This window comes from Deinococcus sp. (assembly GCF_018260555.1).
Lineage (GTDB): Bacteria > Deinococcota > Deinococci > Deinococcales > Deinococcaceae > Deinococcus.
This window is the reverse complement of the sequence record NZ_JAGLBB010000002.1, coordinates 19,073-44,363: the sequence shown is the minus strand read 5'-3', so window position 1 is coordinate 44,363 and position 25,291 is coordinate 19,073. Positions and strand designations below refer to the sequence as shown.

General features: G+C 68.6%; 23 protein-coding genes and 1 pseudogene. 10 read left to right on the top strand and 14 right to left on the bottom strand.

Annotated elements, in window-relative coordinates:
• Positions 1 to 2: 2 nt before the first annotated feature.
• The 6 genes from QZ271_RS00835 to murF form a co-directional block, all read right to left on the bottom strand.
• Positions 3 to 1,436: a hypothetical protein gene (locus QZ271_RS00835; protein ID WP_291428062.1), complete on the bottom strand. Its 1,434-nt coding sequence runs from the start codon at positions 1,434 to 1,436 to the stop codon at positions 3 to 5.
• A complete protein-coding gene (locus tag QZ271_RS00830) occupies positions 1,433 to 2,059 on the bottom strand; it encodes a type 4a pilus biogenesis protein PilO (RefSeq protein ID WP_291428061.1) in 627 nt (208 codons plus the stop codon). The genes QZ271_RS00835 and QZ271_RS00830 overlap by 4 nt, the downstream gene beginning before the upstream one ends.
• Positions 2,049 to 2,747 (bottom strand): fimbrial assembly protein, encoded by a 699-nt coding sequence (locus QZ271_RS00825; RefSeq protein WP_291428060.1) that lies wholly within the window; start codon positions 2,745 to 2,747, stop codon positions 2,049 to 2,051. Before QZ271_RS00825 ends, QZ271_RS00830 begins: the two co-directional genes overlap by 11 nt.
• Positions 2,740 to 3,918: a type IV pilus assembly protein PilM gene (gene pilM / locus QZ271_RS00820; protein WP_291428059.1), complete on the bottom strand. Its 1,179-nt coding sequence runs from the start codon at positions 3,916 to 3,918 to the stop codon at positions 2,740 to 2,742. The genes QZ271_RS00825 and pilM overlap by 8 nt, the downstream gene beginning before the upstream one ends.
• Positions 3,919 to 4,483: 565 nt before the next feature.
• Positions 4,484 to 5,242 (bottom strand): hypothetical protein, encoded by a 759-nt coding sequence (locus QZ271_RS00815; RefSeq protein ID WP_291428057.1) that lies wholly within the window; start codon positions 5,240 to 5,242, stop codon positions 4,484 to 4,486.
• 311 nt (positions 5,243 to 5,553) lie between these two features.
• Positions 5,554 to 6,849 (bottom strand): UDP-N-acetylmuramoyl-tripeptide--D-alanyl-D-alanine ligase, encoded by a 1,296-nt coding sequence (gene murF, locus QZ271_RS00810; protein ID WP_291428055.1) that lies wholly within the window; start codon positions 6,847 to 6,849, stop codon positions 5,554 to 5,556.
• Between the two features lie 247 nt (positions 6,850 to 7,096).
• Here murF and QZ271_RS00805 point away from each other — a divergent pair, with 247 nt between their 5' ends.
• Positions 7,097 to 8,827 carry a bifunctional metallophosphatase/5'-nucleotidase gene (locus tag QZ271_RS00805; RefSeq protein WP_291428054.1) on the top strand — a complete coding sequence of 577 codons (1,731 nt, stop codon included), beginning with the start codon at positions 7,097 to 7,099 and terminating at the stop codon, positions 8,825 to 8,827.
• Positions 8,828 to 9,126: 299 nt separating this feature from the next.
• On the opposite strand, the gene QZ271_RS00800 is transcribed toward QZ271_RS00805, so the two are convergent.
• A complete protein-coding gene (locus QZ271_RS00800; RefSeq protein WP_291428154.1) occupies positions 9,127 to 10,698 on the bottom strand; it encodes a DAK2 domain-containing protein in 1,572 nt (523 codons plus the stop codon).
• 58 nt (positions 10,699 to 10,756) lie between these two features.
• A complete protein-coding gene (locus QZ271_RS00795) occupies positions 10,757 to 11,089 on the bottom strand; it encodes an Asp23/Gls24 family envelope stress response protein (RefSeq protein ID WP_291428052.1) in 333 nt (110 codons plus the stop codon).
• Positions 11,090 to 11,150: 61 nt separating this feature from the next.
• On the opposite strand from QZ271_RS00795, the gene QZ271_RS00790 reads away from it, so the two are divergent.
• From QZ271_RS00790 to QZ271_RS00775, 4 genes are read left to right on the top strand one after another with little or no spacing between them, the layout of a single operon-like run.
• On the top strand, positions 11,151 to 11,540 hold the full coding sequence (locus tag QZ271_RS00790) for a hypothetical protein (RefSeq protein WP_291428051.1): 390 nt from the start codon (positions 11,151 to 11,153) through the stop codon (positions 11,538 to 11,540).
• A 51-nt stretch (positions 11,541 to 11,591) separates the two neighbouring features.
• Positions 11,592 to 12,185, top strand: a complete 594-nt coding sequence (locus QZ271_RS00785) for a sulfite oxidase-like oxidoreductase (RefSeq protein WP_291428152.1) — start codon at positions 11,592 to 11,594, stop codon at positions 12,183 to 12,185.
• Between the two features lie 52 nt (positions 12,186 to 12,237).
• Entirely contained in the window at positions 12,238 to 12,777 is a 540-nt protein-coding gene (locus QZ271_RS00780; RefSeq protein ID WP_291428050.1) for a mismatch-specific DNA-glycosylase, read from the top strand.
• A gap of 5 nt (positions 12,778 to 12,782) precedes the next feature.
• Positions 12,783 to 13,532 carry a hypothetical protein gene (locus tag QZ271_RS00775; RefSeq protein WP_291428049.1) on the top strand — a complete coding sequence of 250 codons (750 nt, stop codon included), beginning with the start codon at positions 12,783 to 12,785 and terminating at the stop codon, positions 13,530 to 13,532.
• Positions 13,533 to 13,665: 133 nt separating this feature from the next.
• Here the strand turns inward: QZ271_RS00775 and QZ271_RS00770 are convergent, their stop codons facing one another.
• Positions 13,666 to 14,067 carry a hypothetical protein gene (locus QZ271_RS00770; RefSeq protein ID WP_291428048.1) on the bottom strand — a complete coding sequence of 134 codons (402 nt, stop codon included), beginning with the start codon at positions 14,065 to 14,067 and terminating at the stop codon, positions 13,666 to 13,668.
• Complete coding sequence (locus QZ271_RS00765; RefSeq protein WP_291428047.1) at positions 14,064 to 15,623, bottom strand: glycine--tRNA ligase; 1,560 nt, start codon at positions 15,621 to 15,623, stop codon at positions 14,064 to 14,066. Before QZ271_RS00765 ends, QZ271_RS00770 begins: the two co-directional genes overlap by 4 nt.
• Positions 15,624 to 16,036: 413 nt before the next feature.
• Here QZ271_RS00765 and QZ271_RS00760 point away from each other — a divergent pair, with 413 nt between their 5' ends.
• The 4 genes from QZ271_RS00760 to dusA all read left to right on the top strand — a co-directional run bounded on the left by QZ271_RS00760 (position 16,037) and on the right by dusA (position 20,074).
• Positions 16,037 to 18,202: an ATP-binding domain-containing protein gene (locus QZ271_RS00760; RefSeq protein WP_291428046.1), complete on the top strand. Its 2,166-nt coding sequence runs from the start codon at positions 16,037 to 16,039 to the stop codon at positions 18,200 to 18,202.
• Between the two features lie 239 nt (positions 18,203 to 18,441).
• Entirely contained in the window at positions 18,442 to 18,669 is a 228-nt protein-coding gene (locus QZ271_RS00755; RefSeq protein ID WP_291428045.1) for a hypothetical protein, read from the top strand.
• Positions 18,670 to 18,837: 168 nt separating this feature from the next.
• Positions 18,838 to 18,975 carry a hypothetical protein gene (locus QZ271_RS00750; protein WP_291428044.1) on the top strand — a complete coding sequence of 46 codons (138 nt, stop codon included), beginning with the start codon at positions 18,838 to 18,840 and terminating at the stop codon, positions 18,973 to 18,975.
• A 73-nt stretch (positions 18,976 to 19,048) separates the two neighbouring features.
• Positions 19,049 to 20,074, top strand: a complete 1,026-nt coding sequence (gene dusA, locus QZ271_RS00745; RefSeq protein ID WP_291428043.1) for a tRNA dihydrouridine(20/20a) synthase DusA — start codon at positions 19,049 to 19,051, stop codon at positions 20,072 to 20,074.
• Positions 20,075 to 20,334: 260 nt separating this feature from the next.
• Here dusA and QZ271_RS00740 read toward each other — a convergent pair whose 3' ends face one another.
• Positions 20,335 to 21,390 carry a M20/M25/M40 family metallo-hydrolase gene (locus QZ271_RS00740; protein ID WP_291428041.1) on the bottom strand — a complete coding sequence of 352 codons (1,056 nt, stop codon included), beginning with the start codon at positions 21,388 to 21,390 and terminating at the stop codon, positions 20,335 to 20,337.
• A 38-nt stretch (positions 21,391 to 21,428) separates the two neighbouring features.
• On the opposite strand from QZ271_RS00740, the gene apaG reads away from it, so the two are divergent.
• Complete coding sequence (gene apaG, locus QZ271_RS00735; RefSeq protein ID WP_291428040.1) at positions 21,429 to 21,833, top strand: Co2+/Mg2+ efflux protein ApaG; 405 nt, start codon at positions 21,429 to 21,431, stop codon at positions 21,831 to 21,833.
• Positions 21,834 to 21,850: 17 nt separating this feature from the next.
• Here apaG and QZ271_RS00730 read toward each other — a convergent pair whose 3' ends face one another.
• The 3 genes and pseudogenes from QZ271_RS00730 to QZ271_RS00720 all read right to left on the bottom strand — a co-directional run.
• Complete coding sequence (locus QZ271_RS00730) at positions 21,851 to 22,111, bottom strand: hypothetical protein (RefSeq protein WP_291428039.1); 261 nt, start codon at positions 22,109 to 22,111, stop codon at positions 21,851 to 21,853.
• A gap of 351 nt (positions 22,112 to 22,462) precedes the next feature.
• Positions 22,463 to 24,115 carry a GAF domain-containing sensor histidine kinase gene (locus QZ271_RS00725; RefSeq protein WP_291428150.1) on the bottom strand — a complete coding sequence of 551 codons (1,653 nt, stop codon included), beginning with the start codon at positions 24,113 to 24,115 and terminating at the stop codon, positions 22,463 to 22,465.
• 470 nt (positions 24,116 to 24,585) lie between these two features.
• Positions 24,586 to 25,278 (bottom strand): annotated as a pseudogene (locus QZ271_RS00720) (RNA methyltransferase); the annotation flags it as partial.
• Positions 25,279 to 25,291: the final 13 nt, after the last annotated feature.

The window sequence follows — 25,291 nt, the reverse complement described above, 5'->3', positions numbered from 1 at the left end:
GCTCACCTTTTATCCAGTTCGAGTGTCTTGGAGTTGTTGCCCAGGCTCAGGGTGGCGCTGGTCGCCGTGACTTCCTTGACGGTGACCTTGGTATCGGGCAGCGTCTGACCGACCGACACAACCACGAACCCGTCCCTGCTGCGGAAGATGGCGGTGTTCACGGGCCCCAGCACCACGGCATTGAAGGCCAGGTCCTGCGCCTGCACGAAGGAGTCGAGTTCATTCACGGTCGGGACGCTGGCGTTCCCGCTGCCCAGGTCCGTGATGACCTGCGGCGTGCCGGGGCGTGGCGTGCCCGTCACGGGCGCGGAGGTGCCGCCGCCTGCGCCCGCAGCGCCGGAAGAGCTGCCGGTGCCGGAAGCCGGGGTGATGGGGTTCAGGGTGCTGGAGTTTAGGTGGTTGGGGGTCAGGGTGGGTACGCGGGTCACGCTGGGCACGCTGACGCCCACCACCGGGGGCCTGATGGGAGCGGGGGTCGGCTCGGTGCCTGTCCCGCCACTGCCAGAGCGACCACTGCCTGTCCCGCCGCTGCCTGTCCCGCCGCTGCCAGAGCCACCGCTGCCAGAATCCCCACTACCGCTACCGCTTCCAGCGCTGCCACTGTCTGCACCGCCACTGTCTGCACCGCCACTGCCACTCCTCCCCGTGCCGTTACGTCCAGCGGTGCCGTTCCCGGTGCCCGGTGTGATCACGACCGGCCGGGTCGCGCCTGAGATGGGCGTCACGACCACGGGGGAAGCGGCGCTGCCCGTGCTGCCGTCGCCGCCAGGAATGGGGGACACGGGCAGCGGCCCGGCGCCCGAGACGGAGCCGCCACTCGTGCCGGGCAGGGGCGTAATCGCCAGGGGACCGTCCGCCGAACCGAACGAGTCGGGGTTCGTGGGAACCGTGACTGGAAGCGCCGCGCTGGACGTGGAAACCGGCGGAGAGACCGGTGTGGTGTCCACGGTGGCTGGTGTGCCGGACCCGCCGCCCGCAGAGGCGGAGGCGTCGAGTTGCAGGGGCCGGAAGGGGTTGTTGCCGGGCACGGACGCCAGCGCGGCGCCGGGGTTGATGCCGGAGGGACTGGGGGGTACGTCGGTGGCCGTGGGATCGGTGGCGCTTTCGCCCGTGGGGAAGGGCGGGATGACCTCGACCTGCATGGGCGCGTCGGGCTGCACGGCCACGCCAGACTGCACGTCCACTCCAGGTTGGGCGGCCGCGCCGGGCGCCTTGCCGGGCGTTTGCGTTCCGCTTTCCGGGGGGCCGGGCGTGACGGGAATGGTGTCGTCACCCGGTCCGGCGCCTGTCAGCGGGGGGGGTTGCGGCTGGTTGGCCAGTTCATCGCTGGCGCTGCGGTTGGTCAGCAGGTACCACAGGCCGATCAGGGCGACCATGAGCAGCAGCAGCAGCAGCAGCTTCATCTCACGGGAGAGGTTCACGGGCGCCCTCGTCACTGGGTGCCTCCGGCGGGGGCGGCGTTCGGGGCCTGCGGCGTCCCACCGGCCGCGGGAGCCGCCTGGGCTGGGTCGAAGGTGTACACGGTCAGGGCCAGCGTTCCTTCCAGCGTCGGGTCGAAGGTCGTCGCGGCCGGCAGTTGCAGGCCCACGTTGTTCACGGTCGTGAAACGGCTCATGGTTTCCACCGAGCGCAGCATCTGGAACAGCTGAGCGAAACGCCCGCTGACCGACACGTTCAGCCCGATGGGCCGCACGCCGGCCGGCAGTCCGGCCGCGTTGCCGCTCTGCACGTTGAAGCTGTTCATGGTGGCCCCGGCGGCGCTGGTCGTCAGTCGCAGTTCGTCGAGCACCCCGCCGAAGTTCGCGGTCTGCGGCAGCGCGGCCAGGAACTCGTCCTGCTGCACCTTGAGTTTCGCGACCTCTTCACGCAGGGCCGGGACCTGCTGGGCGTTCGAGCGCAGCGTGGTCACGCGGGCCGTGACGGTGTCCAGTTCGCCTTGCAGGGTACTGATCTCGGTCTGCCGGGGCGTGAAGCGCATCGTGAAGTACAGCGCCAGAATGATCAGGCACACGCCCAGCGCTATGAAGAACAGGTTTCTGGGAGAGAGTTTAGTTAACACTGCCGCCCCCCTGCGTGGTTCCAGCCGGGGCGGCTGGAGCGGCCGGCGCGTTGCCCGGCGTGGCCGGATCGGTCGCGGTCGCGGCCGTGGCTACCTGAACGACGCCCACGCTGGCGCTAAAGGAGTACTGTCCGGTCGCAGCGTCCGTCTGCATGGACCGGAAGTTCACGCCGAACTTCGGGTTGGTCTCGAATGTCCGCAGGAACGTCACCACTGCCTGCTGACTGGACGCCGAGCCGGTCAGGTCGATCTCCCGGCCAACGTTCTTGCCGCTGTACACGCCGGTCTGTTGCAGGCTGCTCAGGGCGTTGGCGTCGAGCGCCTTGATGGTCATGCTCTTGACGGCCACGCCACTGCCGGTCGGCAGCTGCGCCGTGAAGGCCGCCAGGTCGTTCGTCCAGTAGGTTTTGCCTTCGCGCAGCTGGTTGGCAATCGCGGTGATCTGCTCCAGCCGGGTTTTCTCGGCCGTCAACTGCCCGAACTCCCGGTTGACGGGGGTCAGCGCGGTGGCCTCGCCGTTCAGGCTGTCGATCTGCCTGCGCAGTTCCCCAGCGCGCGTGGCGGTCATGACTTCCGGAATGAGGAGGGCCGCGACCGTGAGCGGAATCAGGGCGTACGTGGCAAAGCGCCAGGCGCTGGGTTCCGACTGCTTGCGGTATTGCTGCGGCAGCAGGTTGATTTCAACCACGGCTGGTCACCCCCCGCAACGCCAGCCCCAGCGGCACGGTGAATTCGGGCGCGTTGGCTTGCAGGTACCCGGTGTCCACGTTTGCCTGGTCGGTCTGCACGGTCAGCCACGGGCTGGCGACCTCTACCCGGAAGCCCAGCGCGTCGCTGATCGCAGCGGCCAGCCCGCGCAGTTTCGCGCCGCCGCCTGCCAGTAAGGTCCGGTCAATGACCACGTCGCCGCTCTGCACGCGGTAGAACTCCAGGCTGCGGCGAATCTCGGTGATCAGGTCGCCCAGGACCGGGCGGATCACCTCGAACACGCGCGCCGGGCTGTACTGCTCGCGGGCCATGTCGAAGTTCAGCAGGTCTTCCTCATCCTCGGTGGGGGTGGTGGCGGTCGCGTACCCGAGTTTCACGTCCTCGGCGGCACTGAAATCCAGATCGAAGGCCTTCTGCAGCGCGGTCGTGAAATCGTCGGCGGACACGTTGATATTCCGGGCCATCAGTACCCGGTCGCCCCGCACGAGGTTGATGACGCTGCTGCTCGCCCCGATCTCCAGGACCAGCGCCACCTCGCCGGCCTCGGTGTAGTTCGTGCCGGTCAGGGTGCTCTTGGTCAGGTGCTCGCCCAGCAGGTTGCCGCGCAGGGCGCGCAGCGACGCGAAGCTCTTGAGGTCCACCACGGTCGGTTCCAGGCCTGCCAGGCGCAGCACCTCGATCTGCCGCGCGATCGCCTCGGAGGGCGCGGCGGCGATCACGACTTCCATCTGACTGTCCTCGGGGATGGTGCTCAGGTCGTCCAGGAGGTCGAAGTCCAGGCTGACGTCGTCGATGGGGTAGGGAATGTAGCGCTCGGCTTCCCACTTGATGGCCTCTTGCAGGTCCTTGCGTTCCATGCGCGGCACCATGATGTTGCGCGTGACCGCCACCTGGTTCGGAACGGCGGTCACGGCGTATCTGGTCGTGATGCGGTGCTGGGCGAGCAGGTTCTTCAGCTCGGTCGCGACGGCCTGCGGTTCGACCACCAGCCCGTCGCGCATGCTGCCGATGGGCGTGGGCACCATCACGGCGTGCTGGAGGGAAGGCGGGGAGCCGGGGCGCAGGGCCACGACCTTGATGGCACTCGTGCCGATTTCCACGCCAAGGGCATTCGGGCGTGGGTTCAGTAGGCGTTGTAGGAAACTCGACATTTTCCCTCCAGGATCATGCGGATTTTAGCATTCACTCATCTGGCATCGTGCGGGTCCAGAGGGAGCAGGGATGGGAAGACGGAGGTGGGGGGAGATGGACAGGTCAGTCAGAACCATGCAATCACCTTCACGCTTACGGAACTCTGACACCCCCGCAGGTAGCCCGGAAACGCGTGTAGCAGGGCAGCGAAGCTATCTGGGCAGCTCCAGTGATACGGGGGCGTCCACCCGGTGCGCCTGCCGCTGAATCCACCCCGAACATGAAGGCGTCCCGGCCTGCGGCCATCGCAGTCCACAATCGTAGTGCACCGTACAGTACCCTTCATGCGGACTGCCGCTCCATTCCGCCACAGTCGGAAAAGCGCCGCCTGTGGCTCCATACTGCCCAATCCGTATGCTGTTCCCACTCGCGTCCGCTCGGATTGATTCAGAACTGCACCGAATCAATCGGAATCCGTATCATATTGCTCACCCGGGCCCGCGCATGCAGGCGCAGAACACCGACACAGCCCCTGGACGTGCACACCGCACCGCCACCCCTGCTTTGCGTGGTGAGCCACTCCCGTCAGGGGCCACCCAGGTCGGGGCTGAAGGTCCGCACGGCCCCAGACATGGACACCGTGACGATCTGCGCGCCCACCCGCCCGACCCGGCCCGGCCCGTGCGCGGCGGCCGTCACCACCCCTCCCGCCGCGTCGATGCGTTCCAGTTGCTGCCCGGTCAGGCGGTACGTGCCCCACGGCGTCCCCACCTGCGGGACCGCGCTGCCCACCACACCGCCTTGCGTGACGCTCAGGAACGCCGCCCCCCGCGACAACGTGGCCCCGTCAGAGACGCGCTTGACCGCGCCGTCCACCAGGACGTACTCGCGGCCGTCCCCTCCGGTCACGGCGGACGAAGGGAAACCGGTGAGGGGGCCAGCCGTGGGGGTGCCCGCGTAATTCACGGCGCTACCGTCCCGCCGGTACACCTGCGCGCCACTCAGGGCCGCGGCCTGACCGACCGCCACCGTGCGCGCCGCGCGGTCCAGCGTGACGATCACCCCCAGGTCTGGAACTGCGGCCCAGGCGTCAGCGCCGTTCCAGCCGACATCCACCACGGCCGGCAGGCGCGGGCACTCCGTGCGGAACGCCGGGGCGCGCGCCACACAGGCCCGCCCAGCGCTTACCCACGCCACGCCCTGCTCACTGAACGCCGCCCGGAACGCCGCCGCTGCCGGAAGCTCCGTCAGCGCGGCCGGGGCGCAGCCCGCCACCCAGCCCGGCAGGGACAGCAGGAACGCCACGGAACGCAGGCGGCCAAAGCGGGAGGCGCGGGAAAGCATACCCGCATTCTGCCGCGCCCAGCCCGGCGTCCCGTGAGGACCACCCCGACCAGGGATGCCCGGCTGGAGGTGCGACGGACGGACGGCTGTTGCGCCCATACGGACTGCGGTTGAATGGGCTGTGAGACCGATCAATCCAAGGGAAGCGTGTGGGAAGAGCATACGCCCCTTCGCGGTATGGAGTCGCAGACGGCGCTTTTCCGACTGTGGCGCAATGGAGCGCAGTCCGTATCACGCCCTGTCCCTGCGCCGGCTTGCCACCTCCGCGTCCGGAACCCAGGCTCCTCCTGCTCATCCTGCCCCGGGGTCGGTTACTCCAACCCGTCCCGCGCGGCCAGCAGGGCGTTCACGATCACGTCGAGCCCCACGCCCTCCTGCGCGCGCTGTTCGGGCGTCCAGCTGATGCCCCGGCTGGCCTTGACCAGCAGCACGTCCCCGTCCCTCACCTCGTCCAGCAGGGCGCCCAGCAGCTGCGGCACGCTCGCGAAGGCCCGCTCGCCCAGCTCGGCCGCGAAGGCCCCCACCCCGAACGTCAGGTCCGCGTGCGTGCGGGCGTACGCGCCCACCTCGGCGTGCAGGCCGCGCTCGGTCGGCCCGAGTTCCAGCATGCGCCCCAGCACACTGATCCGCCGTCCCTGCCAGCCGCTCAGGGCGTCCAGCGCCGCCCGCACCGCCACGGGCGAGGCGTTGTACGCGTCGTCGATGACCGTGAACCGTCCCGGATGCACCCGGTACCGGCCGCCGGGCACACTGACCGCCGCCAGCCGCGCCGCCGCCTCTGGCACTGGCACGCCCTTCTCCTGCGCCAGCGTCAGGGCCAGCACCGCCGCCTCGGCCTGCACCCGCGCTGCCAGCGGCAACGTGACAGGCACGCCCGCGAACCGGAATGACGCGCCCTGCGGGCTCACCGTCAGGTCCTGGCCTGCATGTGTGACGTCCCCGAACCCGTAACTGTCCACGCCCGGGTAGTAGGCCGCCGCCTGCGCGCCCACCAGCGCCCGCACCGGCTGTCCGTTCACGCCGCGCAGGATCACGCCCTTCTCGCGCACGATGCCCTCGACGCTGCCCAGCTGCTCCAGGTGCGCCGGGCCGATGCTGGTGATCACGCCCACATCCGGGCGCACCAGGTCCACCAGCTCGGCCATCTCGCCGAGGCGGTCGATGCCCATCTCGACCACCAGCGGCCGCCCGGAAGCGCCCAGTTCGGTCAGAAAGCAGGCAATCGCGGGCATGGTGTTGAACACCGGCATGAAGTGCGCGTCCAGCGCCGCCGCCACGAAACTCTTCGCCGTGGTCTTCCCGGCGCTGCCCGTCACGCCCACCACCAGCGGACTGAGCGCCCGCTGCGCCCGCGCCCACGCCAGCAACGCCGAGCGCGCGTCCGGCACGCGCACGGCGCGCGGCACGTCGCGGTCCGTCAGGACGAAGGGGGCGCCGGCCGCCAGCGCCGCCTCCACGAACCGGTTCCCGTGCAGCGACTCGCCGGGCAGGGCCACGAACGCTACCTCGGGCGACACCTCACGCGAATCCCAGGTCAGCCGCCGCGCCGGACGGGCTCCCGGATGAACAGCAGCGGCAAACGGCAGGGTCAGCAGAGGATCAATCATGACGCACCAGCATACCGGCCCTGACCACACCCCCACGGGCCAGGCGCCTCGTCCGGGACCACCGGGATGTTCCGATTGATTCAGTGCAGTTCTGAACCAATCCGAGCGGACGCGAGGAGGAACACCATACGGATTGTGCGGTATGGAGTGGCAGTCCGGATGGGCTGTCCAAACGCTGGCCCTTCCGCTGAGCCTTCAAGAAGCTGACCTTTCAAAAAGCTGACGTTTCAATGCGTACAATCCTGACATGAACAAATCCACTGCTATCCTGCTGCTCACCTCGGCGCTCGGCCTGAGTGCCTGCAACAACTCCATCTCCCCCGAGGCGGCCGACGTGACCATCCTGGGCCTGAACGACTTCCACGGGAACCTGGCGCCCACCTCGTTCACCCGGGCCGACAAGACCGCCATCAGTGCCGGCGGCATCGAGGCCATCGCCGCGGAAGTCAACGACGCGCGCAAGGCCAACCCCAACACCATCCTGGTGGGCGGCGGCGACCTGATCGGCGCGAGTCCCCTCAGCAGCGGCCTGCTGCGCGACGAGCCCGCCGTGTACGCCCTGAACGGCATGGGCATGAAGGTCAGCGCCCTGGGGAACCACGAGTTCGACCAGGGTCTGGACGAACTGTTCCGCATGCAGAACGGCGGCTGCGCCAGCAACGACATGGCCAAGGCCTGCAAGTTCGACCCGAACTACAGGGGCGCGACCTTCAAGTGGATCGGCGCGAACGTCGAGTACAACGCGACCTCCGGCAAGACCGGCACGCCCTTTTCGCCGTACATCATTCAGGACATCAACGGCATCCGGATCGCCTTCGTGGGCGCCGTGACCAAAACCACGCCCGGCATCGTGTCCCCTGAAGGCGTCAAGGCCCTGACCTTCACCGACGAGGCCGCCGCCGTCAACAAGTACATCCCGGAAATCAAGGCGCAGCGCCCCGACGCGATCATCATGCTGATCCACGAGGGCGGCGAACTGTCGACCGGCAGCGCCGACAACTACAGCACCGTCGGCTGCAAGACCCTCAAAACCGACAGCCCCATCGTGGACATCGCCAAACGCGTCGACCCGGCCGTGAGCGCCATCATCAGTGGCCACAGCCACCAGGGTTACAACTGCCTCGTGCCCGACCCGACCGGCAAGGACCGCATCGTCATCCAGGGGGACTTCTACGGCCACCTGCTGCAGCGCCTCGACCTGACCGTCGACAAGGCCAACCACCAGGTCATGAGCGTCAAGGCCGCCAACCTCGTCGTGGACTACACCGCCCGCGAAAAGGCCGGCACCCTCGACTTCGGCATGACCCAGATCCGCACCACTGCCGACGCGAAGGTCGCCACGATCAAGAACGTGCAGGTCGCCACGCTGGGTGACCCGCAGATTCAGCGCGGCGTTAGCAACGCCCGTAACACCGAGTCCCCGCTGGGCGACGTGATCGCCGACGCCCTGCTCGCGGCCACCAGGAACCAGGGCACGCAGATCGCCCTGATGAACCCCGGCGGCATCCGCGCCGACCTGCCCGACGCCACCCAGATCAAACCCGGCAACGCCGTGAACTTCGGTGACGTGTTCTCCGTGCACCCCTTCGGCAACTACACCACCGTCCTGAGCCTCACGGGCCAGCAGATCAAGGACCTGCTGGAGCAGCAGTGGAGCGGCGCGAACGCGACGGCCGTGAAACTCCTGCAGGTCTCCGAAGGTTTCAAGTACAAGTACACCCTGAGCAACGCCGACGGCAAGCGCGTGAACATCGCCGACATCACCCTGAACGGCACGCCCATCAGCGCCACCGCCACCTACCGCGTCGCCACCAACAACTTCCTGGCGAGCGGCGGCGACAACTTCACGGTGTTCAAGGCCGCCACGAACGTCGTGGAGCTGCCCGGCCTGAGCGACACGGACGTCCTGAGCCAGTACCTCAAGGCCAGCGGCCCCAGCCTGAAGAACGTGGTCAAGGGCCGCATCACCAAGCTCTGATACGGACTCCGATTGATTCGCTGCAGTTCTGAATCCATCCGAGCGGACGCGAGGAGGAAGGGCAGACGCCCCTTCGCGGTATGGAGCCGCAGGCGGCGCCCTTCCGACTGTGGCGCAGTGGAGCGGCAGTCCGTATGACACGGACTCAGGTGGAACGCTGGATACACACCATTCCATCCTGACTGCCCGGCGCCCGCCCTTCCACCGTGAAGGGCGGGCGCTGACGTTCCCTGACCGATCCCCCCGGTCCGCGTAGCGACTCGCTGATGCCATTGGCCGTCCTGTTCAATCCAGGGCGCTTACTCCAGCGTGACGAGGTAGTCGTACAGGTCGGGGCCACCCGCGTGCGCTTCGACCTCGACCATGGGGAAGGCGGCGCGGATGCTGGCGCTCAGGGCGTCGAGGTCCTCCTGGGTTTTTTGCGGGCCGCTGAAGACCGTGACGATCTCCTGGCCGCTGAAATGGCGGCTGAGCATCTCCAGGACGCTCTGTTCAGGTGTGCCGCCGCTCTGCACCAGTTCGTCGTCCATCAGGCCGATCACGTCGCCCTCGGCGATATCCAGGGTGCGGCCGTCTTTCACGGTGACGTTGGTGGTGCGGCTGGCGCGCGTGACCTCGAAGGTCGTGACGGCGCGCGCGGCCTCGGTCATGGGGTCCACGAGGTCGGTGGCGGGCACGTCCGCGCTGAAGTTCAGGGCGGCCCCGATGCCCTGCCCGAGCGTGCGGGTGGGAATCACGACGGCGCGGCCTTCCATGAGTTCCATGGCTTTCTCGGCGGCCATCAGGACGTTCTTGTTGTTCGGGAGGATGATGACCTGCTCGGCGCTGACGGAGCGCACGGCGTCCACGATGTCCTGCACGCTGGGGTTGGCGGTCTGACCGCCGGACACGATGCGCGCGCCGAACGACCGGAACAGTTTCACGAGTCCGTACCCGTTCGCCACGGCTACGAGTCCGCTGGGCGGGATTTCCTCTTCGGCGCGGGCGGAGGCGCCGGCCATGCCGAGGATTTCCGTGTGCTGCTCGCTCATGTCCTCGACCTTGGTTTTGAGCATCTTGCCGTGACGGCCGACCGTGGCGAGCAGTTCGTCGGGCTGATTGGTGTGAATGTGCCCCTTGACGTACCCTTCGGCGCCCACGACCAGCAGGCTGTCCCCGAACGGACTGACCAGTTCACGGATTTCCTCGATGGGCGCGGTGGCGTGGCTCATCAGGAACTCGGTGCAGAACCCGAATTCCTCGTTCTCGAACTGCTGCTGCGCGTAACTGGTGATCTCGGGCGCGGGGGGGAGCGCCTCGCCGCGCAGCGCGGCCAGCATGCCCTGCACGAGGTACAGGTAGCCCTGGCCGCCGCTGTCGATCACGCCTGCCTGCTTGAGCGCGGGCAGCATGTCGGGCGTCTGGTCCAGCAGTTCCTGACCGCGCAGCAGCGCGTGTTCCAGGACGCTCTCGGCGGTGTCGGACTCGCGGGGCAGTGCGGCGCCCTCGGCCACGCCGCGCGCGACGGTCAGGATGGTGCCCTCGACGGGTTTCATGACCGCGCCGTAGCCGGTCTTCTGCGCCGCCTGGAACGCGCGCGTCAGCGTGGCCGTATCGACTTCCCGCGTGTCCTTGATGGTCTCCGCAAAGCCCTTGAGCAGCTGCGAGAGGATCACGCCGCTGTTGCCGCGCGCGCCCAACAACGCGCCGTAACTGATGGCGCGCGCCACGCCCGGCATGGAATTCTCGTCGCAGGTATCGAGTTCGCGCCGCACGGACTGCATGGTCAGGTGCATGTTCGTGCCGGTGTCGCCGTCCGGGACGGGGTAGACGTTCAGGGCGTTCACCTGTTCGCGGTACACGCCGAGCCAGTCGGTGGCGAAGCGCAGCATGTGCGCCAGGGTAGACGGGGTCAGGGTGGCGTGCCCACCGGCGGGTTGGGGGGCCAGCTTAGACACGCTGGACTCCCACGGCATGCACGCGAATGGCGGTCAGTTCGGTGCCCGCCTGGGTTTTCAGGGTGTGCTCAACGCGCTCCACGATATTGCGCGCGACCGTCGGAATGCTGACCCCGTACGCGACGACCACGTACATGTCGGCGCTGTAGCGCCCCCCGTCCCGGCCAATCACGACGCCGTCACTGACGTTCGCGCGCCCCAGCACGCGGCTGATGCCTTCTTTCAGGTTCGCCGGCGCCATGCCCACCACGCCCGGAATCTCGTGGGCGGTCAGCCCGATAAGCGAGGCGAGGGCCGCCTCGGTGATTTGAATAGAGCCAGTCACAGTAAAGGGCAGTATACCGCCCGGCCCGTAACTGCGTGCCCGGCCCGCCGCGCTGTCCCGCGTGCCGGAACTCGCCGGGGTTGGGCCGCGCTGTACGGCGCCCACGCCCCCTGCTCATACGCTGGAGCGCCCCGACCTGACCCTCACCTTCGTCGGACCGGGCGACGCCGACCGCGTGACCCGCGCCCTGAAGCCCGGCGAGGTGCGCGCCGCCAGCGTGTGGGTCGCCGCGACTGACCACGCCGCCGCTGTGCTGGGCGCCCTGACCACCCTGCGCGCCCACATTCCCGGAGGCGCCGAGGTCCGCCGCGGTCACATTCGCTCGTTGCGCCCGGTCATGCAGCCAGGCGGTGGGACGAAAGGAGCTTCCCGGCAGAGGCTGTCAGGGTCCACGCGTCGCCTTGCCGACACGGGTCGCGGGCCTATCGAAACACTTCATGCACGGCGCTGATGGTGTGCTGCGCCCTGTGCGGCGGGGGGGCCGGGCGTGTTGAATGCGGGCATGCTCGGGAATTTCTTCAAGAAACCGGCCGACGACATGGGGGGCCGCGTGCCGCCCGGTCAGACGCTCACGACCCGCTTTCCGGTGCTCACGTACGGCCCCACGCAGCATTACGCGCCGCAGGATGTCGTGATCCGCGTGACCGGACTGGCCGCCGAGCGCACCCTGACCTGGGCGGACCTGATGGCCCTGCCGCAGACCACCCTGACGTACGATATCCACTGCGTGACGCACTGGAGCAAACTGGACACCACCTGGACCGGCGTGCGTGTCGTGGACCTGATGGAGCACCTGCAACTGAAGCCCGGCGCGACCCACGTGATGCAGCACTCGGTGGGGGGCTACACCACCAACCTGAGCCTCGAGGACTTCACGCGGCCTGAGAACCTGCTGGCCCACACCTTCGACGGGCAGCCACTGGACGCCGAGCACGGCGGCCCGCTGCGGCTGGTCGTGCCGCACCTGTACTTCTGGAAGAGTGCCAAGTGGCTGACCGGCCTGGAATTCATGGCCGCTGACCGGCCCGGCTTCTGGGAGAAGAACGGCTACCACATGCGCGGAGACCCGTTCACCGAGGAACGCTACGACGACTGAGCCTCGGGCGGGGGGAGCTACGGCCGACCTGACCGGCGCGGGCGAGTACCTCGTGCCGGACGTGCTGCGCCCGGGGCTGACGCTGGTGCTGGTCGGAACAGCCCCCAGCCGCATCAGCGCCGCCGCGCGCGCCTACTACGCCAACCCCGGCAACCGGTTCTGGCGTACCCTGCACGCCGTGGGCCTGACGCCCACGCTGCTGGACCCGCAGGAGTACACGCGGCTGCCGGACTTCGGGATCGGACTGACCGACGTGGCCAAACGGCACAGTGGCGTGGACGCCGCCCTGCCCGCCCACGCGTTCGCGCCTGACGAGTTACGCGGCAAGCTCCGTCAGTACAGTCCGCGAATCGTGGCGTTCACCAGCAAACGCGGCGCGGCCGAGACGCTCGGCGTGCCGACCGCCCGCCTTCCCTACGGCCCGCAACCGGAGCCGCTGGAAGGCGCGGAACTCTGGGTGCTGCCCAGTACCAGCCCGCTGGCGCACTCTCACTTTCAGCTGCAACCGTGGCAGGCGCTCTCGGCGCGGGTCGCGCACCTGCGCGCGGGCGGCCGCGCCGGGAACGAATCTCACCGGGACGACGTACCGTGAAGCGTATGGCGTCCCGTCCCACCAGAGCACCGTTTGACCGTTCCCGCACCGTGGCGACCGGCGCGGCGCGGGCGGCCCGCACCCTGGTCCGCGCGGCCCGGCGCGACCCGGCCACAGCGGCCGACCCCTGGAGCACCGGAACGTCCCTGCAACCCACGGTGCGGCGTGCCGGGAGTCTGCTGGCCCTGACCGTGATCGGTTTTCTGGTCATGGGGGTGCTGCTCCCGCTGGCGATCCTGCTGGGCATCGGCGTAGCCAGCGGCAGCGACGTGGCGGGCTGGTTGCTGGCGCTGGTGCTGCTGCTGCTCGCGGCCTTCGGAGTGTGGGCGCTCGGCCGCGCCCGGACCCTGACCCGCCCCGCGCCCCTCACGCTGGACGCCGCCGCGCCCCCCGAGGAGTGGACGCTACTCGAAACGTTCCGGCAGCACGAGCGCCGCCTGCCCACCCCGGCGCGCCCCGCCCTTCAATCCGCCGTGCAGGCCACCCGCGAGGCCCTGCGCGTCACGGCCGGCGGCACCCTGACCCGCGACGCCTTCGACGCCCGGCAGGCCGCCCGCGAGGACCTGCCCGAACTGCTCATGGCGTGGCAGAGCGGCCCGCGCCGCCCCGAGGACCTGACCCGCGAACTGCAGGTCATCGAGGCCCGCATGCGGCAGGTCACGCAGGCACAGGCGGCCGGGCAGCACCGGGAAGCGCAGGCCCGCGCGCGCTACCTGCGCGACAAGTACACCCCAGGCGACGCAACAGACGATTGATACGGACTCCGATTGAATGGGTTGCAAAACCCGTTCAATCCGAGCGGAGCGAGTAGGAGCAAAACGGGTTCCGTCTGTTTCGCCGGCCACCTGGAACATCACCGGGTTGTCAGCTTCACTTCCGGAACCCGTGTCAGTCGAGTTCCAGGAAGTCGCCGTCCCCGGCGTTCACGTACTGCTCGATGTATTTCAGGTAGCCCTGCCGTCCGGCCTCGCGCGTCCAGGTTTTCACGCTGCTGCGCAGGCGGCCCAGGCCCAGCCGGAGCTCCTCGGCGCTGGGGTGCTCGCCGGGTTGCGCCAGCAGCGTGGTCAGGTTGCGCAGCGCGGCGTCGTGCACCTCGGCGCGCAGGCCGTCCAGCTTGCCGGGCTTGAACGGATGGTTCGTGGCCTCGGCCCGGTAGCGGCGCGTCAGTTCCTCGAAGGCGCTGTCCACCTGCGCGTCCGTCAGGTCCGGGTGCTCGCCGTACACGCCGAGAACCGCGAGTTCCACGGTCATCAGGTACGGCAGCAGGTGGTCATCGGGAACCCGTTTCATTTCAGTTTCGCCTGCAGGTACGCGGTCAGTTCGCTGATCTTCACGCGTTCCTGCGCCAGCGTGTCGCGGTCACGGACGGTCACCGTGCCGGTCAGGCTGCCGTTCTCGCCCCGGTCCGCCTCGCCCCGGTCCGCCTCGCCCCGGTCCGCCTCGCTCTGGCCGATGGTGTCGAAGTCCACGGTCACGCAGTACGGTGTGCCGACCTCGTCGTGGCGGCGGTACGCCTTGCCGATGTTCCCGCTGTCTTCCAGCAGGATGCGGCCCAGGCCGAGTTTCTGCAGGTCGTTCTTGATGCTCCGGGCCAGTTCGACCAGTTCCGCCTTGTTGCGTGCCAGTGGAATCACGGCCACCTTGATCGGCGCGAGGTGCGGCCTGAGCTTCAGGACGATGCGCTCGCTTCCGTTCTCCAGCGTCTCCTTCGTGAACGCCTCGCTCAGCACGGCCAGCAGGGCGCGGTCCACGCCGGCGGACGGTTCGATCACGAACGGCACGACCGGCTTGTTCGTCTCCGGGTGCGCGATGGTCAGCTTGGCGATGGAGTCCAGGTTCTCCTCGACGGTCGCGACCAGGCCCAGTTCGCTCTGGTTCTTGGTGTGGGATCCGAGGTCGTAGTCGCTGCGGTTGGCGATGCCCTCGATCTCCTCGTGGCCCAGGGTGGGGTAGTCGTACATCAGGTCGTACGTGCGCTTGGAATAGTGCGCTAGGTCCTCTTTCGGCACGTCCAGGATCTCGATCTTGCTGCGCGGCACGCCCTGCGCCTCCCACCAGCTCAGGCGCCGCTCCAGCCAGTGCTCGTGCCAGTGCTCGTCCGTGCCGGGCACCACGAAGAACTCGATTTCCATCTGCTCGAGTTCCCTCACGCGGAAGATGAAGTTCCGGGGCGTGATCTCGTTCCGGAAGGCCTTCCCGATCTGCGCGATGCCGAACGGCAGGCGGCGGCTGGTGCTGTCCACGACGTTCTTGAAGTTCGTGAAGATGCCCTGCGCCGTCTCGGGCCGCAGGTAACCGTAACTCTCGTCATCCGCGACCGGGCCGATGGTCGTCTTGAACATCATGTTAAAGGGCTTGGGTTCGGTCCAGTCGCCGACCTCGCCGCTGAACGGGTCGCGCACGCCCGCGTCTTTCAGGGCCTGCGACGCCTGCGCGGGACTGGCGTTCAGGGCCGCCACGACCGCCGGGAAGTTCTCGGCGCTCTCACCCATGGCCGCGGCCACCCTGGCGATCACGTCGGCCTTCTGGTCCTTCACGAGGTGATCGAGGCGGTAGCGTTTGTTGTTCTTCTTGTTGTCGATCATGGGGTCGCTGAAGGTCGCCTCGTGACCGCTGTGCCGCAGCACCTGCCGGTGCATGATGATGCTGGCGTCCAGGCCCTCCATGTCGTCACGCTCGTACACGTTGGCGCGCCACCACGCGGCCTTGATGTTGTTCTTCAGTTCCACGCCCAGGGGACCGTAATCGTAGAAGCCCTGAAGGCCCCCGTAGATCTCGCTGCCCTGGAAGATGAATCCACGGCGTTTACACAGGCTGACGAGTTCTTCCATCGAAGTTGCGGGCATACGGACTCCTTTGCGGGCAGGTGCAGGAAAACGCCCCAGACGGCGGCCTCTTTCCGGCACTCGCTCGTCTGGGGACGCATGAAGACACGCGCGGTTCCACCCCAGTTCCAGCCCCGGAATCCCCGGCAGACTGGCACTTTCATGTGTTGGCCTTTGTGTACTGGCCTTGCTCCCCGCCGCCCTTCACGCGCGCCTCGCCCTGCCTGACTCTCACCGTCTCAGACTCGCTCCGTGGGGGCACTCGCGCTACTCCTGCGGATCAACGCCCGTCTAGTGTGCGCCCGTCCGCCCCGCAGGGTCAAGGTCCGGCCGGATCAGGGGCGATTCGTGCCGCTCACCCCCACTGTGCCTGTCTGCTGCGAGTGTCAGCCTTGTCGGGTCAGGGTGGCCCGGCAGGCCGTATTCTGTGCGTTATGCCTGTTGCGGAATCCCGTCCGGAAACACACCCGGATTTTGAACTTGAACGTGAGCACCTGTCCCAGACGGTCTCGGCCATGATCCGTCAGATCGAGTTCTGGGAGGACCGGGACCGGCAGATGGGCGCGGACCTGGAAACCAGCATCATCCTGGGCGATCAGGCCGAGGAGTTCGCCGCGATGCTCTCGCCGCACGTGCACCAACCGTACTTCGGGAGCCTGAAGGTGCGCGTGGCGGGCCGTGAGCAGACGCTGTACGTCGGCAAGCACGGCTTCCGGGACGTGAAGGGACCGTACTCGGTGGTCAGCTGGGACAGCGAGGTGGGCAGCCTGTTCTACTCGGACGCGCTGGGCTGGACGCCCCGCCGGGGCAGCGCCGGGGTCATCAAACGCCGCCGTCAGCTCGACGTGCACAGCAAGAAACTGCTGCGCGTGACCGACCTGTACGACGACGAGCACGGCGGCGACACCGGCGGCCGCGAGGAGGTGCTGCTGCGCCGCCTTCAGGAGGACAGCACCGCCGGGATGCGGGACGTGGTCGAGACGCTGCAACCCGAGCAGAACGCCGCCATGCGCGCCCCCGCCGGGACGCCCGTCATCATTCAGGGCGCGGCGGGCTCCGGGAAGACCACCATCGGCTTTCACCGCCTGACCTGGATGACCAACCCCGACCGGGGCGTGCACCGCGCCCGCCCGGAAGCCTGCATGGTCCTGATGCCCAACCGCGTGCTGGCCGCGTACGCCGCGCGCATCCTGCCGGAACTGGGCATCGAGCGGGTCGTGGTGACCACCCCGGAAACGTGGGCGACGGGCCTGCTGGGCCTGGAGAAACTGGAAGTCACGGACCGCACCCTGAGCCTGCTGCTGACCGACCGCGACAACACCCGCCGGGCGCTGGCGTGGCGCCGGGCGAAACTGCTGGGCGACGCCCGCATGCTGGACGTGGTCCGCACGCACCTGTGGGGTAAGTTCAACGCGGGCCTCGCCGGGCAGAGCATCCGCGAGAGCATCGAGGTGCGCGGGCGCGAACCGGTCACGCTGCACTTCCCGGAAACGGAACTGGCCGCCATGCTCCGCGACGTGTTCGCCGCCGACCCACTCGCCGGGTACCGCGCCGGGATGCGCCGCGCCATCGAAACCGAGGCCCTGTCGCGCCTGAACGTCCCGGAAGGCGAGGAGACAGGCGTGCTGCGGCAACTGTCCGCGACGCTCACGACCTTCCTGGGGCGCGTGTTCGCCTCGACCACGCCCATCACCGAGGCCCGCCGCCTGCTGGGCAGCGCGGACGCCCTGGCCGCCAGCGGCCTGCTGACCGACCGCGAGATTCAACTGCTGCTGACCGACCCCCTGAGCGGCATTCCCACGCCGCGCCGCGCCCACGCGGACGTGACCGAGATTCCCGTCATGCTGGCCGTGCAGGCCTTCACGGGCGGCATCGGCAGACTGGACGGCCGCACCCTGGAACCCTTCGATCACGTGGTCCTGGACGAAGCGCAGGATTACTCGCCGCTGCTGTACGCGCTGCTGGCCCGCGCCACCCGCCCCGGCCACATCACCGCGCTGGGCGACCTGAATCAGGGCATGCACGGCTACAAGGGCCCCAGTTCCTGGGAGGCCGTGCAGGCGCAACTACTGGGCGCGCAGGTGCTCACGCTGGGCCGCACGTACCGCTCGACCCGGCAGATCACGGAACTCGGAGCGCGGATCGCCGCCACGTACAACCGCGCCGCCGCCGTGCAGGGCGTGGACCGCGACGGGGCCGACGTGCAGCGCTACACCGCCCCCGCCGACGCTCCACACGGAGAACTGCCCCTGATCGCGCAGGCCGTCAAGGACGCGCAGGCCGCCGGGCACAAGAACATCGCCATCGTCACGCGGCGCGGCGTGGACGCCGACCGCCTCGCCGAGGCCCTGCGGGAATTCGACACGGACGCCCAGCCCATCACCACCCAGGAGCACCGCTTCCGGGGCGGACTGGTCATCCTGCCCGTGAACCTCGCCAAGGGCCTGGAATTCAGCGCCGCCATCGTCGCCAGCGCCAACGCCCAGACGTACGACGAGAGCACCGAGTACGAACGCCGCCTGCTGTACGTCTCGGCCAGCCGCGCCCTGCACTGGCTGGGGCTGGTCAGCGCTGGCGAGCTGCACCCCCTGATCGCCTAATACGGATTCCGATTGATTCGGCGCACTTCTGAATCAATCCGAGCGGACGCGAGTAGGAACAGCAGATGGAGTCCACGGTGTGGAGCCACGGGCGGCGCTGTTCCGACTGTGGTGGAATGAAGCGGCAGTCCGTATGAGTGGGATTCCGGATTGGGGCGGCGATGGGGGAGGGCAGAAGCTCAAGATTTCTGCCGCCCGCCCCTCATCCTGCTCCCCGTCAGGCAGGGCAAAGTGAAGTCATGAGCGACCATCAGAAGACCACTCCCGGCGGCCAGGGTGGCCTGCCAGACGACACCGGAAACGGCATGAGCGAACGCAGCGGTTTCTACGACGAGTCGGGCACGGGCGCACAGGATACGGCCCTGGGCGGGGGAGCGCCCGCCGTGCCCAGCGCGGTGCCGGAAGATCAGGCGTCCGGGACCGGCACGACCTTCGGCGTAGACCCGAACGACGACCAGCGCCTCTGATCCGGACTCCGGTTGAATGGGCTGCACAGACCGTTCGGTCCGAGCGAGGTGAGTGCGAGGAGAATGGATTCCGGACCTGTCAGTGAAACAAATGCAGTAACTGCTCAGCAGGGTAAATTGCTCAGAATCTGAATTCAGCCCTATAAATTGCTAAGAAGCTGCTTTCAAATGACTGAAATTGCCGATATGGGCGAATTGGTTCGTCCAAGGCAGATTTGCAGTAAATATTATGCTCATACAAAACGGGAACAAGCGTTTTTTGCCGTGTTTATCGTGCTGAGCAGTTACCAAATGCAGTCCGTATGACCCGGCTCCCATCCTTCCTTGCGGGCCTCCGCCACCTTTGGAGCGGGGGCCTTTCCCGTACACTGATCGGCTGATGAGCGCTCCTGCCCGCCCGCCCCTGACGCTGTCTGTCGCGCCCATGATGGACTGGACGGACCGGCACTGCCGGGTCTTTCACCGCGCCCTGACCCGCCGGACGCTGCTGTACACCGAGATGGTCACGACCGGCGCGATCATTCACGGGGACCGTGACCGGCACCTGGCTTTCGACGCGGCCGAGCATCCGGTGGCGCTGCAACTGGGCGGCAGTGACGCGCTGGCGCTGGCCGAATGCGCCCGCCTGGGCGAGGACTACGGGTACGACGAGATCAACCTGAACTGCGGCTGCCCCAGCGACCGCGTGAGCAGCGGTTCGTTTGGCGCGTCCCTGATGGGTACGCCGGACACTGTGGCCCGCGCCGTGGAAGCCATGCGCGCCGCGACCCGCCTGCCGGTCACGGTCAAGCACCGCATCGGTATCGACGACCTCGACAGGTACGAGCACCTGACGAACTTCGTGCGGACGGTGGAGGCCGCCGGGTGCGACACGTTCATCGTGCACGCCCGCAAGGCGTGGCTCTCGGGCCTGTCGCCCAGGGAGAACCGCGAGATTCCGCCGCTGCGCTACGACGTGGTGCGGCAGTTGAAGGCGGACTTCCCGCACCTGACGGTCGTGCTGAACGGTGGTGTGCTGACCCTGGACGCCGCGCAGGACGCCCTGACCTGGGCAGACGGCGTGATGATCGGCCGCGCCGCGTACCACGACCCGTTCATCCTGGCCCGCGCTGACCAGGACGTGTTCGGCGAGAGCGCGCCGCCCGTCACGCGCCGCGAGGCCATCGAGGCCTTCATGCCGTACGTGGCCGCGCAACTGGAGGCGGGCCAGCCGCTGCCGCGCATGATGAAACACACCCTGGGCCTGTTCGCCGGTCAGCCCGGCGCCCGCCACTGGAAACGCACCCTGAGCGAGCAGGGGTACAAACCCGGCGCCGGACTGGAAGTCGTGCAAGCGGCCCTGGAAGGCGTCCCGGCCGAGGTTCTCGACGCCCGCCCAGGCGCCGTGGAACCCCAGCCCACCTGATACGGACTGCGATTGAATGGGCTGCAAAGACCATTCAATCCGAGCGTATGCGAGTAGGAGAAAAGCGGGTTCCGGACGTGGAGTTGACAACCCGGCGCCCTCCCGGGTTGTCAACGAAACAAACGGCAGTCCGTATGACACGGACTCCGTATGACCGCAACCGCCTGACAGCGGGGCGGCACGCGGGGAGGTCCGGTGGTGCCCTGTTCAGTGGGCTGCCGGGCCGTTCCTGCTGCCCACACCCCGCTGTTTCCTCCCCCTTACCCCCGGCGCGTGAAATCCGGCGTTTCGGGCAGCGCCCTGATCCACGCGGCGATGATGTCCGTGCAGGCTTTCACGTCGTGCTCGTCGACCATCTCGCTGGGCGAGTGCATGTAGCGGTTGGGGATGCTGACGACGGCGCTGGGCACTCCGGCGCGCACCAGGGTCAGCGCGTCGGCGTCCGTGCCGGAGTAACGGCCGGTCGCGCCCAGCGTGAAGGGAATCCCGGCCTCGCGCGCCGCGTCGGTCATCTGGCGCGTGATGACGGGGCTGACCATCGGCCCGACCGTCAGGTTCGCGCCGGACCCGAACGGCGCCACGCCATATTTCTTTTCACTCACGCCCGGCTGCTTGGTCTCGTGCGTGACGTCCACGGCCACCCCGGCGATGGGGTCGAGCCGGTACCCGCCAAGTTGCGCGCCGAAACAGCCGATCTCTTCCTGGCTGGTGCCGATGGCGACCACGCGGTACCGCAGGTCGTGGCCCTTCAGGGCGCGCAGGGCCTCCAGGACGATGAACGCGCCCACGCGGTTGTCCAGCGCGCGGCTCACGACACGCGTGCCGACCATGATGGGGCCCTGCTCGATCACGCCGTACGTCCCGACCGGAATCAGGGCCTGCACCTCTTCCTTGGGAAGGCCCACGTCGATCCAGAGGTCTTCGAGTTTGCTGGCCTTGCTGCGCTCGTCGGCGTCCATGACGTGAATGGCTTTCTTGCCGATCACGCCGATCACGTCCCCACCAGGAGCGAGCAGGCGGATGCGCTGCCCGACCAGCACCTGCGGGTCCCAGCCGCCGACCGACAGCACGGCCAGGAAGCCCTCGCTGTCCACGTGCGACACGATCAGGCCGATCTCGTCGAGGTGACCCATCAGCGCGATGACGGGCGCACCTTCCGGGCCGATCTCGGCGTAGGCGTTGCCGTAGTGGTCCTCGCTGGTGCGGGCGAAGGTGGCGGCCTCTTGCAGCCACACGTCGGCCGCGCGGCGTTCCAGGCCGCTGGGCGCGGCGACTTCAAGGAGACGGAACAGGAATTCACGGTTGATGACACTCACGCCTGCGAGTGTACGCCGCGCCCGCTATGCTGGGCCGCATGAATGCCCCCATCCGCTCGGACGGGCCGGACGGCACCGGCCCGGACATCCGCGTTCAGGTGAACGTGCAGTACGTGGCGGACCACAGCACCCCGGAACGGCACCTGTTCATGTACGTGATTCACATCGAGAACCGCAGCGACCTGACCTGGCAACTGCTGGCCCGCCACTGGGACATCATGGCCGCCACGGGCCGCGTGACCCACGTGGACGGCGAGGGCGTCGTCGGCGAGCAGCCCGTCCTGGCACCCGGCGGCACGTTCCTGTACGACTCGTTCGTGACGCTGGAAGCCGCGCCCGGCCACATGGGCGGCCACTACCTGATGCAGGACGCCTGGGGCCTCCAGGTGCACGTGCCCATCCCGACCTTCGCACTGATCCTGCCGGGGCGCACCCTGAACTGATCCGGACGTGAGCGCCGCTAGCGCAGCAGGTCTTCAACTCCGTTGTGGCGCGGATCGAGCAGTTGCGCCACAGCGTCCGGCGTCAGGGCGTTGAAGTCCACCGGCACGGCCCGCCCGGAAAAGCGCAGCCCGTGGGCCTCGCAGCTCTGCATCAATCCCTCCCACAGCACCTCGTCATCCGCCAGGGTCACGGGCGTGCGGTCCTCGCGGGAGACCAGACCCATGACGGCCCAGGTGTCCGCCTCGAACCGCGTTTCCGCGTGCCTGTGATCGCTCATAACCGCATGTTCTCAGCGGGTGTCTGTCCGGGGCGTCATAGGACAGGCGGTCAGTGTGAGATTCACGACGTCCGGGGGGATATACGGATTCCGATTGATTCGGTGTAGTTCTGAATCAATCCGAGCGGACGCGAGTAGGAATAGCCTACGGGTTTCGCGGTATGGAGCCGCAGGCGGCGCTTTTCCGACTGTGGCGCAGTGGAGCGGAATCCGTATTATGCGGACTCTGGCTGAATGGGCTGCAAACACCCTTCCATCCGAGCGAAGCGGGTGGGAGCCGAAGCGGGTGCCGGGCGTGGAGTGGGCCACCCGCCGCGCTGGCGAGTCACCGCAAGGGACGGCAGGTCCGGTTCAGGCCTGCGGCATCTCAGCCTCGACGAGCGTGCCGTGGCCGGGGCTGGACAGCACGCGGTACAGACCGCCGCGCGCCTCGACCCGCTCGCGCATCTGGAGCAGGCCCAGCCCCCCGGCGCTGCTGACCCGGCCCGTCATCTGCTCCGGGTCGAAGCCCGCGCCGTCATCCTGCACGCGCAGCGTGACGCGCTCGCCGCCGTGCAGGGTCACGCGGACCTCCTGCGCGCGGGCGTGCTTGGCGACGTTGTTCAGGCTTTCTTGCAGGATGCGGAACACCACGGCCTCATCGCCGGGCGAGAGGTGCACGTCGCCGTTGATGTCCAGCGTGGCGCGCACCCCGTTCTGCTCGCCGAAATCCAGCACGTAGCGCCGCACGGTTTCCAGCAGCCCGTAGCGTTCCAGGTCGATGGGCCGCAGCGCGAAGATCGAGCGGCGCACCTCGCGGATCTGCTCGCGCAGCAGCGTGGTCGCCGCGCGCACCTCGCTCTCGGCGCGGGCGGGGTCGCTGTGCACCTGCCGGGCCACCACGTCCAGTTTCAGGGCCGCGAACGCCAGGGACTGCGCCACCCCGTCATGAATCTCGCGGGCAATGCGGGCGCGCTCGTCACTGATCGCCAGTTCCTCCGAGTACAGGTAGGCGCGCGCGTTCCGGACGGCCAGCGTCGCCTGCCCGGCCATGAGAGCCAGCAGGGACACCCGCGCGTCGTCGAAGGCGTTCGGGCGGGCGTCCCCCAGCATCAGCACGCCCACCAGTCCCTCGTCGTCGCGCATGGGGATGCCCAGCACGCTGCGAGCGTCCGGGAAGACCTCTCCGGCGTCGGCGGCAGTCGTGATCAGCGGCCCGTCTGCCCGTGCGACCCGCAGCGCGAAGGGCGGCGCGACCCCGCCGCCGCGCCTCTCGCCCTGCCGGTCCTGCGCGTACTCCAGGCGCAGCACGCTGTCCTGATCGGTCAGGAACACCGCGCGCGCCTCGGCCCCCACGCGGTCTGCCATGGTGCGGGTCACGCGCGACAGCAGGCGGCGCATGTTGCGCTCGGCGCGGATGCTCTGATCCACCGAGTACAGCGTCATCAGGTCCAGCGTCCGTTGCCGCACGGCCTCCACGCCGCGCGCGACCTCGGCCGCCAGCGCCTGCGCCAGCGACTCGGATTCCGGGGTGGGGGGCGCGTCGAAGTGCAGCGCCAGCGCCCCCCCACCGGGAATGGAGACCCGCAGCGGGTACAGCGCCGCGCTGCTCGGTGAGAACAGCGTGCTGCCCCGCGCCGAGCCGCTCAGGCCGCCGGGCACGGTCAGGGTCGCGTGGGTCGCGCCGGTCACGCGGACCGCGCCGCGCGCCGCGACGTCCAGCACCGCGCCCATGTCGGCGGCGTCTGTCAGGTCCCGCATGAGCGCCTGCACCGCGCCCATCTGCGCGTGAGAGGCCCGCAGCTGACCGTACAGGCCGCGCAGTTCCCGCTCGGCCCGTTCGCGGGCGCGCGTGCCTTCCGCGATCCACTCGACACTGAAGTACGTGACCGCCGGCCCCACCAGCCCGTAGAACAGCAGGTGCGCCCACAACTCCTGAGAGGTCGGCAGCAGCGAGATCAGGAACTCCACCGTGCCCACCACCAGCACGATCAGGGGCGGCAGCACGTTCCGCACCAGTTTCACGCGGTCGGACAGCTGGAATGTGCGCGGCAGGGGGCCGTCCACTCCCGCGTCGGGTTCCTGTAGTTGGGCTTCCGGGTCTTCCGGCCACCCGTTCACGGGCGGATCACCGGGAAACAGCGGACGCGCCCCAGCAGACGTGGACGCCGACGCCGCTGAAGCCCCGGAGGGCGGGGGAGGGTTCTGGGCAGCGTCCGGTCCGGACGGGTGGGAAGCGTCCGACATACCCGGCAGTCTAGATCACGCGCGCCGCCCCTGACCGCAACGAAAGCTGCGGACCTACGCGGTCAGGGGAGAGAACCCGCCGCGCCGCCCTGACCCACCTGATCCTGGTCAGCCTGATCCCACCCGGCCTGATCCCACCCGGCCTGATGCTGGTCTGCGGCAACCTGCGCCAGCTCGGCCGCTTCCGGCCCGCCGACCTGCGGCGCGGTCTGATCGGCGCGGTGGGGTGCGGCCGTGCCGCGTGTGGCGGCGTCCTCGACCTTCCACTGCACCTGCCGCAGCAGGCCCCGGAACAGTCGGCTCTCGGCGCTGCTCATGAGCGCGCGGTCCAGCATGGCGCGCCACAGACGCAGGGTGTGCCGCGCGCGCACGGCGTCCGTGTACCCGATCAGGTACATGGTCTCATGCAGGTGCCCGTACATGGATTCCATCTCCTCGCGCGTGGCGGTCTTGCGGGTGCGTTCCGGCTGCTCCTCGACCCCCTGAAGAAACTCGTAGCAGACCAGCAAGACCGCCTGCGCGAGATTCAGGCTGGCGTAATCCCCGGTGGGAACGCGCACCGTTACCTGACACTGCTCTAGGTCGCTGTTGATCAGCCCGGTTTCCTCCGGTCCGAAGACCAGGGCGGGCGCGGCGGCGGCGCGCACCAGGGGCCGCGCCTGCGCCGGGTGCTGCGGGGCCGGCAGGTCCGCGCGGATGCGGGCGCTCGTGCCCACGCTCAGGTCCCGGTCGGCCAGCGCCTCGCGCAGCGTGGGGTAGACGCGCGCGCCGCGCAGCAGGTCGGCGGCATGTACGGCCATCGCGACCGCCTGCGAATCCAGGTGATCGCAGCGCGGCGCGACCAGCCGAAGGTCCTGCGCCCCCATGTTCAGCATGGCGCGCGCCGCCGAACCGATATTGCCAGGAGTTTTGGGGGAGACGAGAACAACGGCCAGATTCACAGCGGGGATGTTA

Excerpts from the sequence above, each read along its gene's own strand:
- pilM (WP_291428059.1), bottom strand. The coding sequence starts at position 3,918 with ATGTCGAGTTTCCTACAACGCCTACTGAACCCACGCCCGAATGCCCTT.
- QZ271_RS00815 (WP_291428057.1), bottom strand. The coding sequence starts at position 5,242 with ATGCTTTCCCGCGCCTCCCGCTTTGGCCGCCTGCGTTCCGTGGCGTTC.
- murF (WP_291428055.1), bottom strand. The coding sequence starts at position 6,849 with ATGATTGATCCTCTGCTGACCCTGCCGTTTGCCGCTGCTGTTCATCCG.
- QZ271_RS00805 (WP_291428054.1), top strand. The coding sequence starts at position 7,097 with ATGAACAAATCCACTGCTATCCTGCTGCTCACCTCGGCGCTCGGCCTG.
- QZ271_RS00800 (WP_291428154.1), bottom strand. The coding sequence starts at position 10,698 with ATGCTGCGCTTCGCCACCGACTGGCTCGGCGTGTACCGCGAACAGGTG.
- QZ271_RS00785 (WP_291428152.1), top strand. The coding sequence starts at position 11,592 with ATGCTCGGGAATTTCTTCAAGAAACCGGCCGACGACATGGGGGGCCGC.
- QZ271_RS00775 (WP_291428049.1), top strand. The coding sequence starts at position 12,783 with ATGGCGTCCCGTCCCACCAGAGCACCGTTTGACCGTTCCCGCACCGTG.
- QZ271_RS00770 (WP_291428048.1), bottom strand. The coding sequence starts at position 14,067 with ATGAAACGGGTTCCCGATGACCACCTGCTGCCGTACCTGATGACCGTG.
- QZ271_RS00765 (WP_291428047.1), bottom strand. The coding sequence starts at position 15,623 with ATGCCCGCAACTTCGATGGAAGAACTCGTCAGCCTGTGTAAACGCCGT.
- QZ271_RS00760 (WP_291428046.1), top strand. The coding sequence starts at position 16,037 with ATGCCTGTTGCGGAATCCCGTCCGGAAACACACCCGGATTTTGAACTT.
- QZ271_RS00755 (WP_291428045.1), top strand. The coding sequence starts at position 18,442 with ATGAGCGACCATCAGAAGACCACTCCCGGCGGCCAGGGTGGCCTGCCA.
- QZ271_RS00750 (WP_291428044.1), top strand. The coding sequence starts at position 18,838 with ATGACTGAAATTGCCGATATGGGCGAATTGGTTCGTCCAAGGCAGATT.
- dusA (WP_291428043.1), top strand. The coding sequence starts at position 19,049 with ATGAGCGCTCCTGCCCGCCCGCCCCTGACGCTGTCTGTCGCGCCCATG.
- apaG (WP_291428040.1), top strand. The coding sequence starts at position 21,429 with ATGAATGCCCCCATCCGCTCGGACGGGCCGGACGGCACCGGCCCGGAC.
- QZ271_RS00730 (WP_291428039.1), bottom strand. The coding sequence starts at position 22,111 with ATGAGCGATCACAGGCACGCGGAAACGCGGTTCGAGGCGGACACCTGG.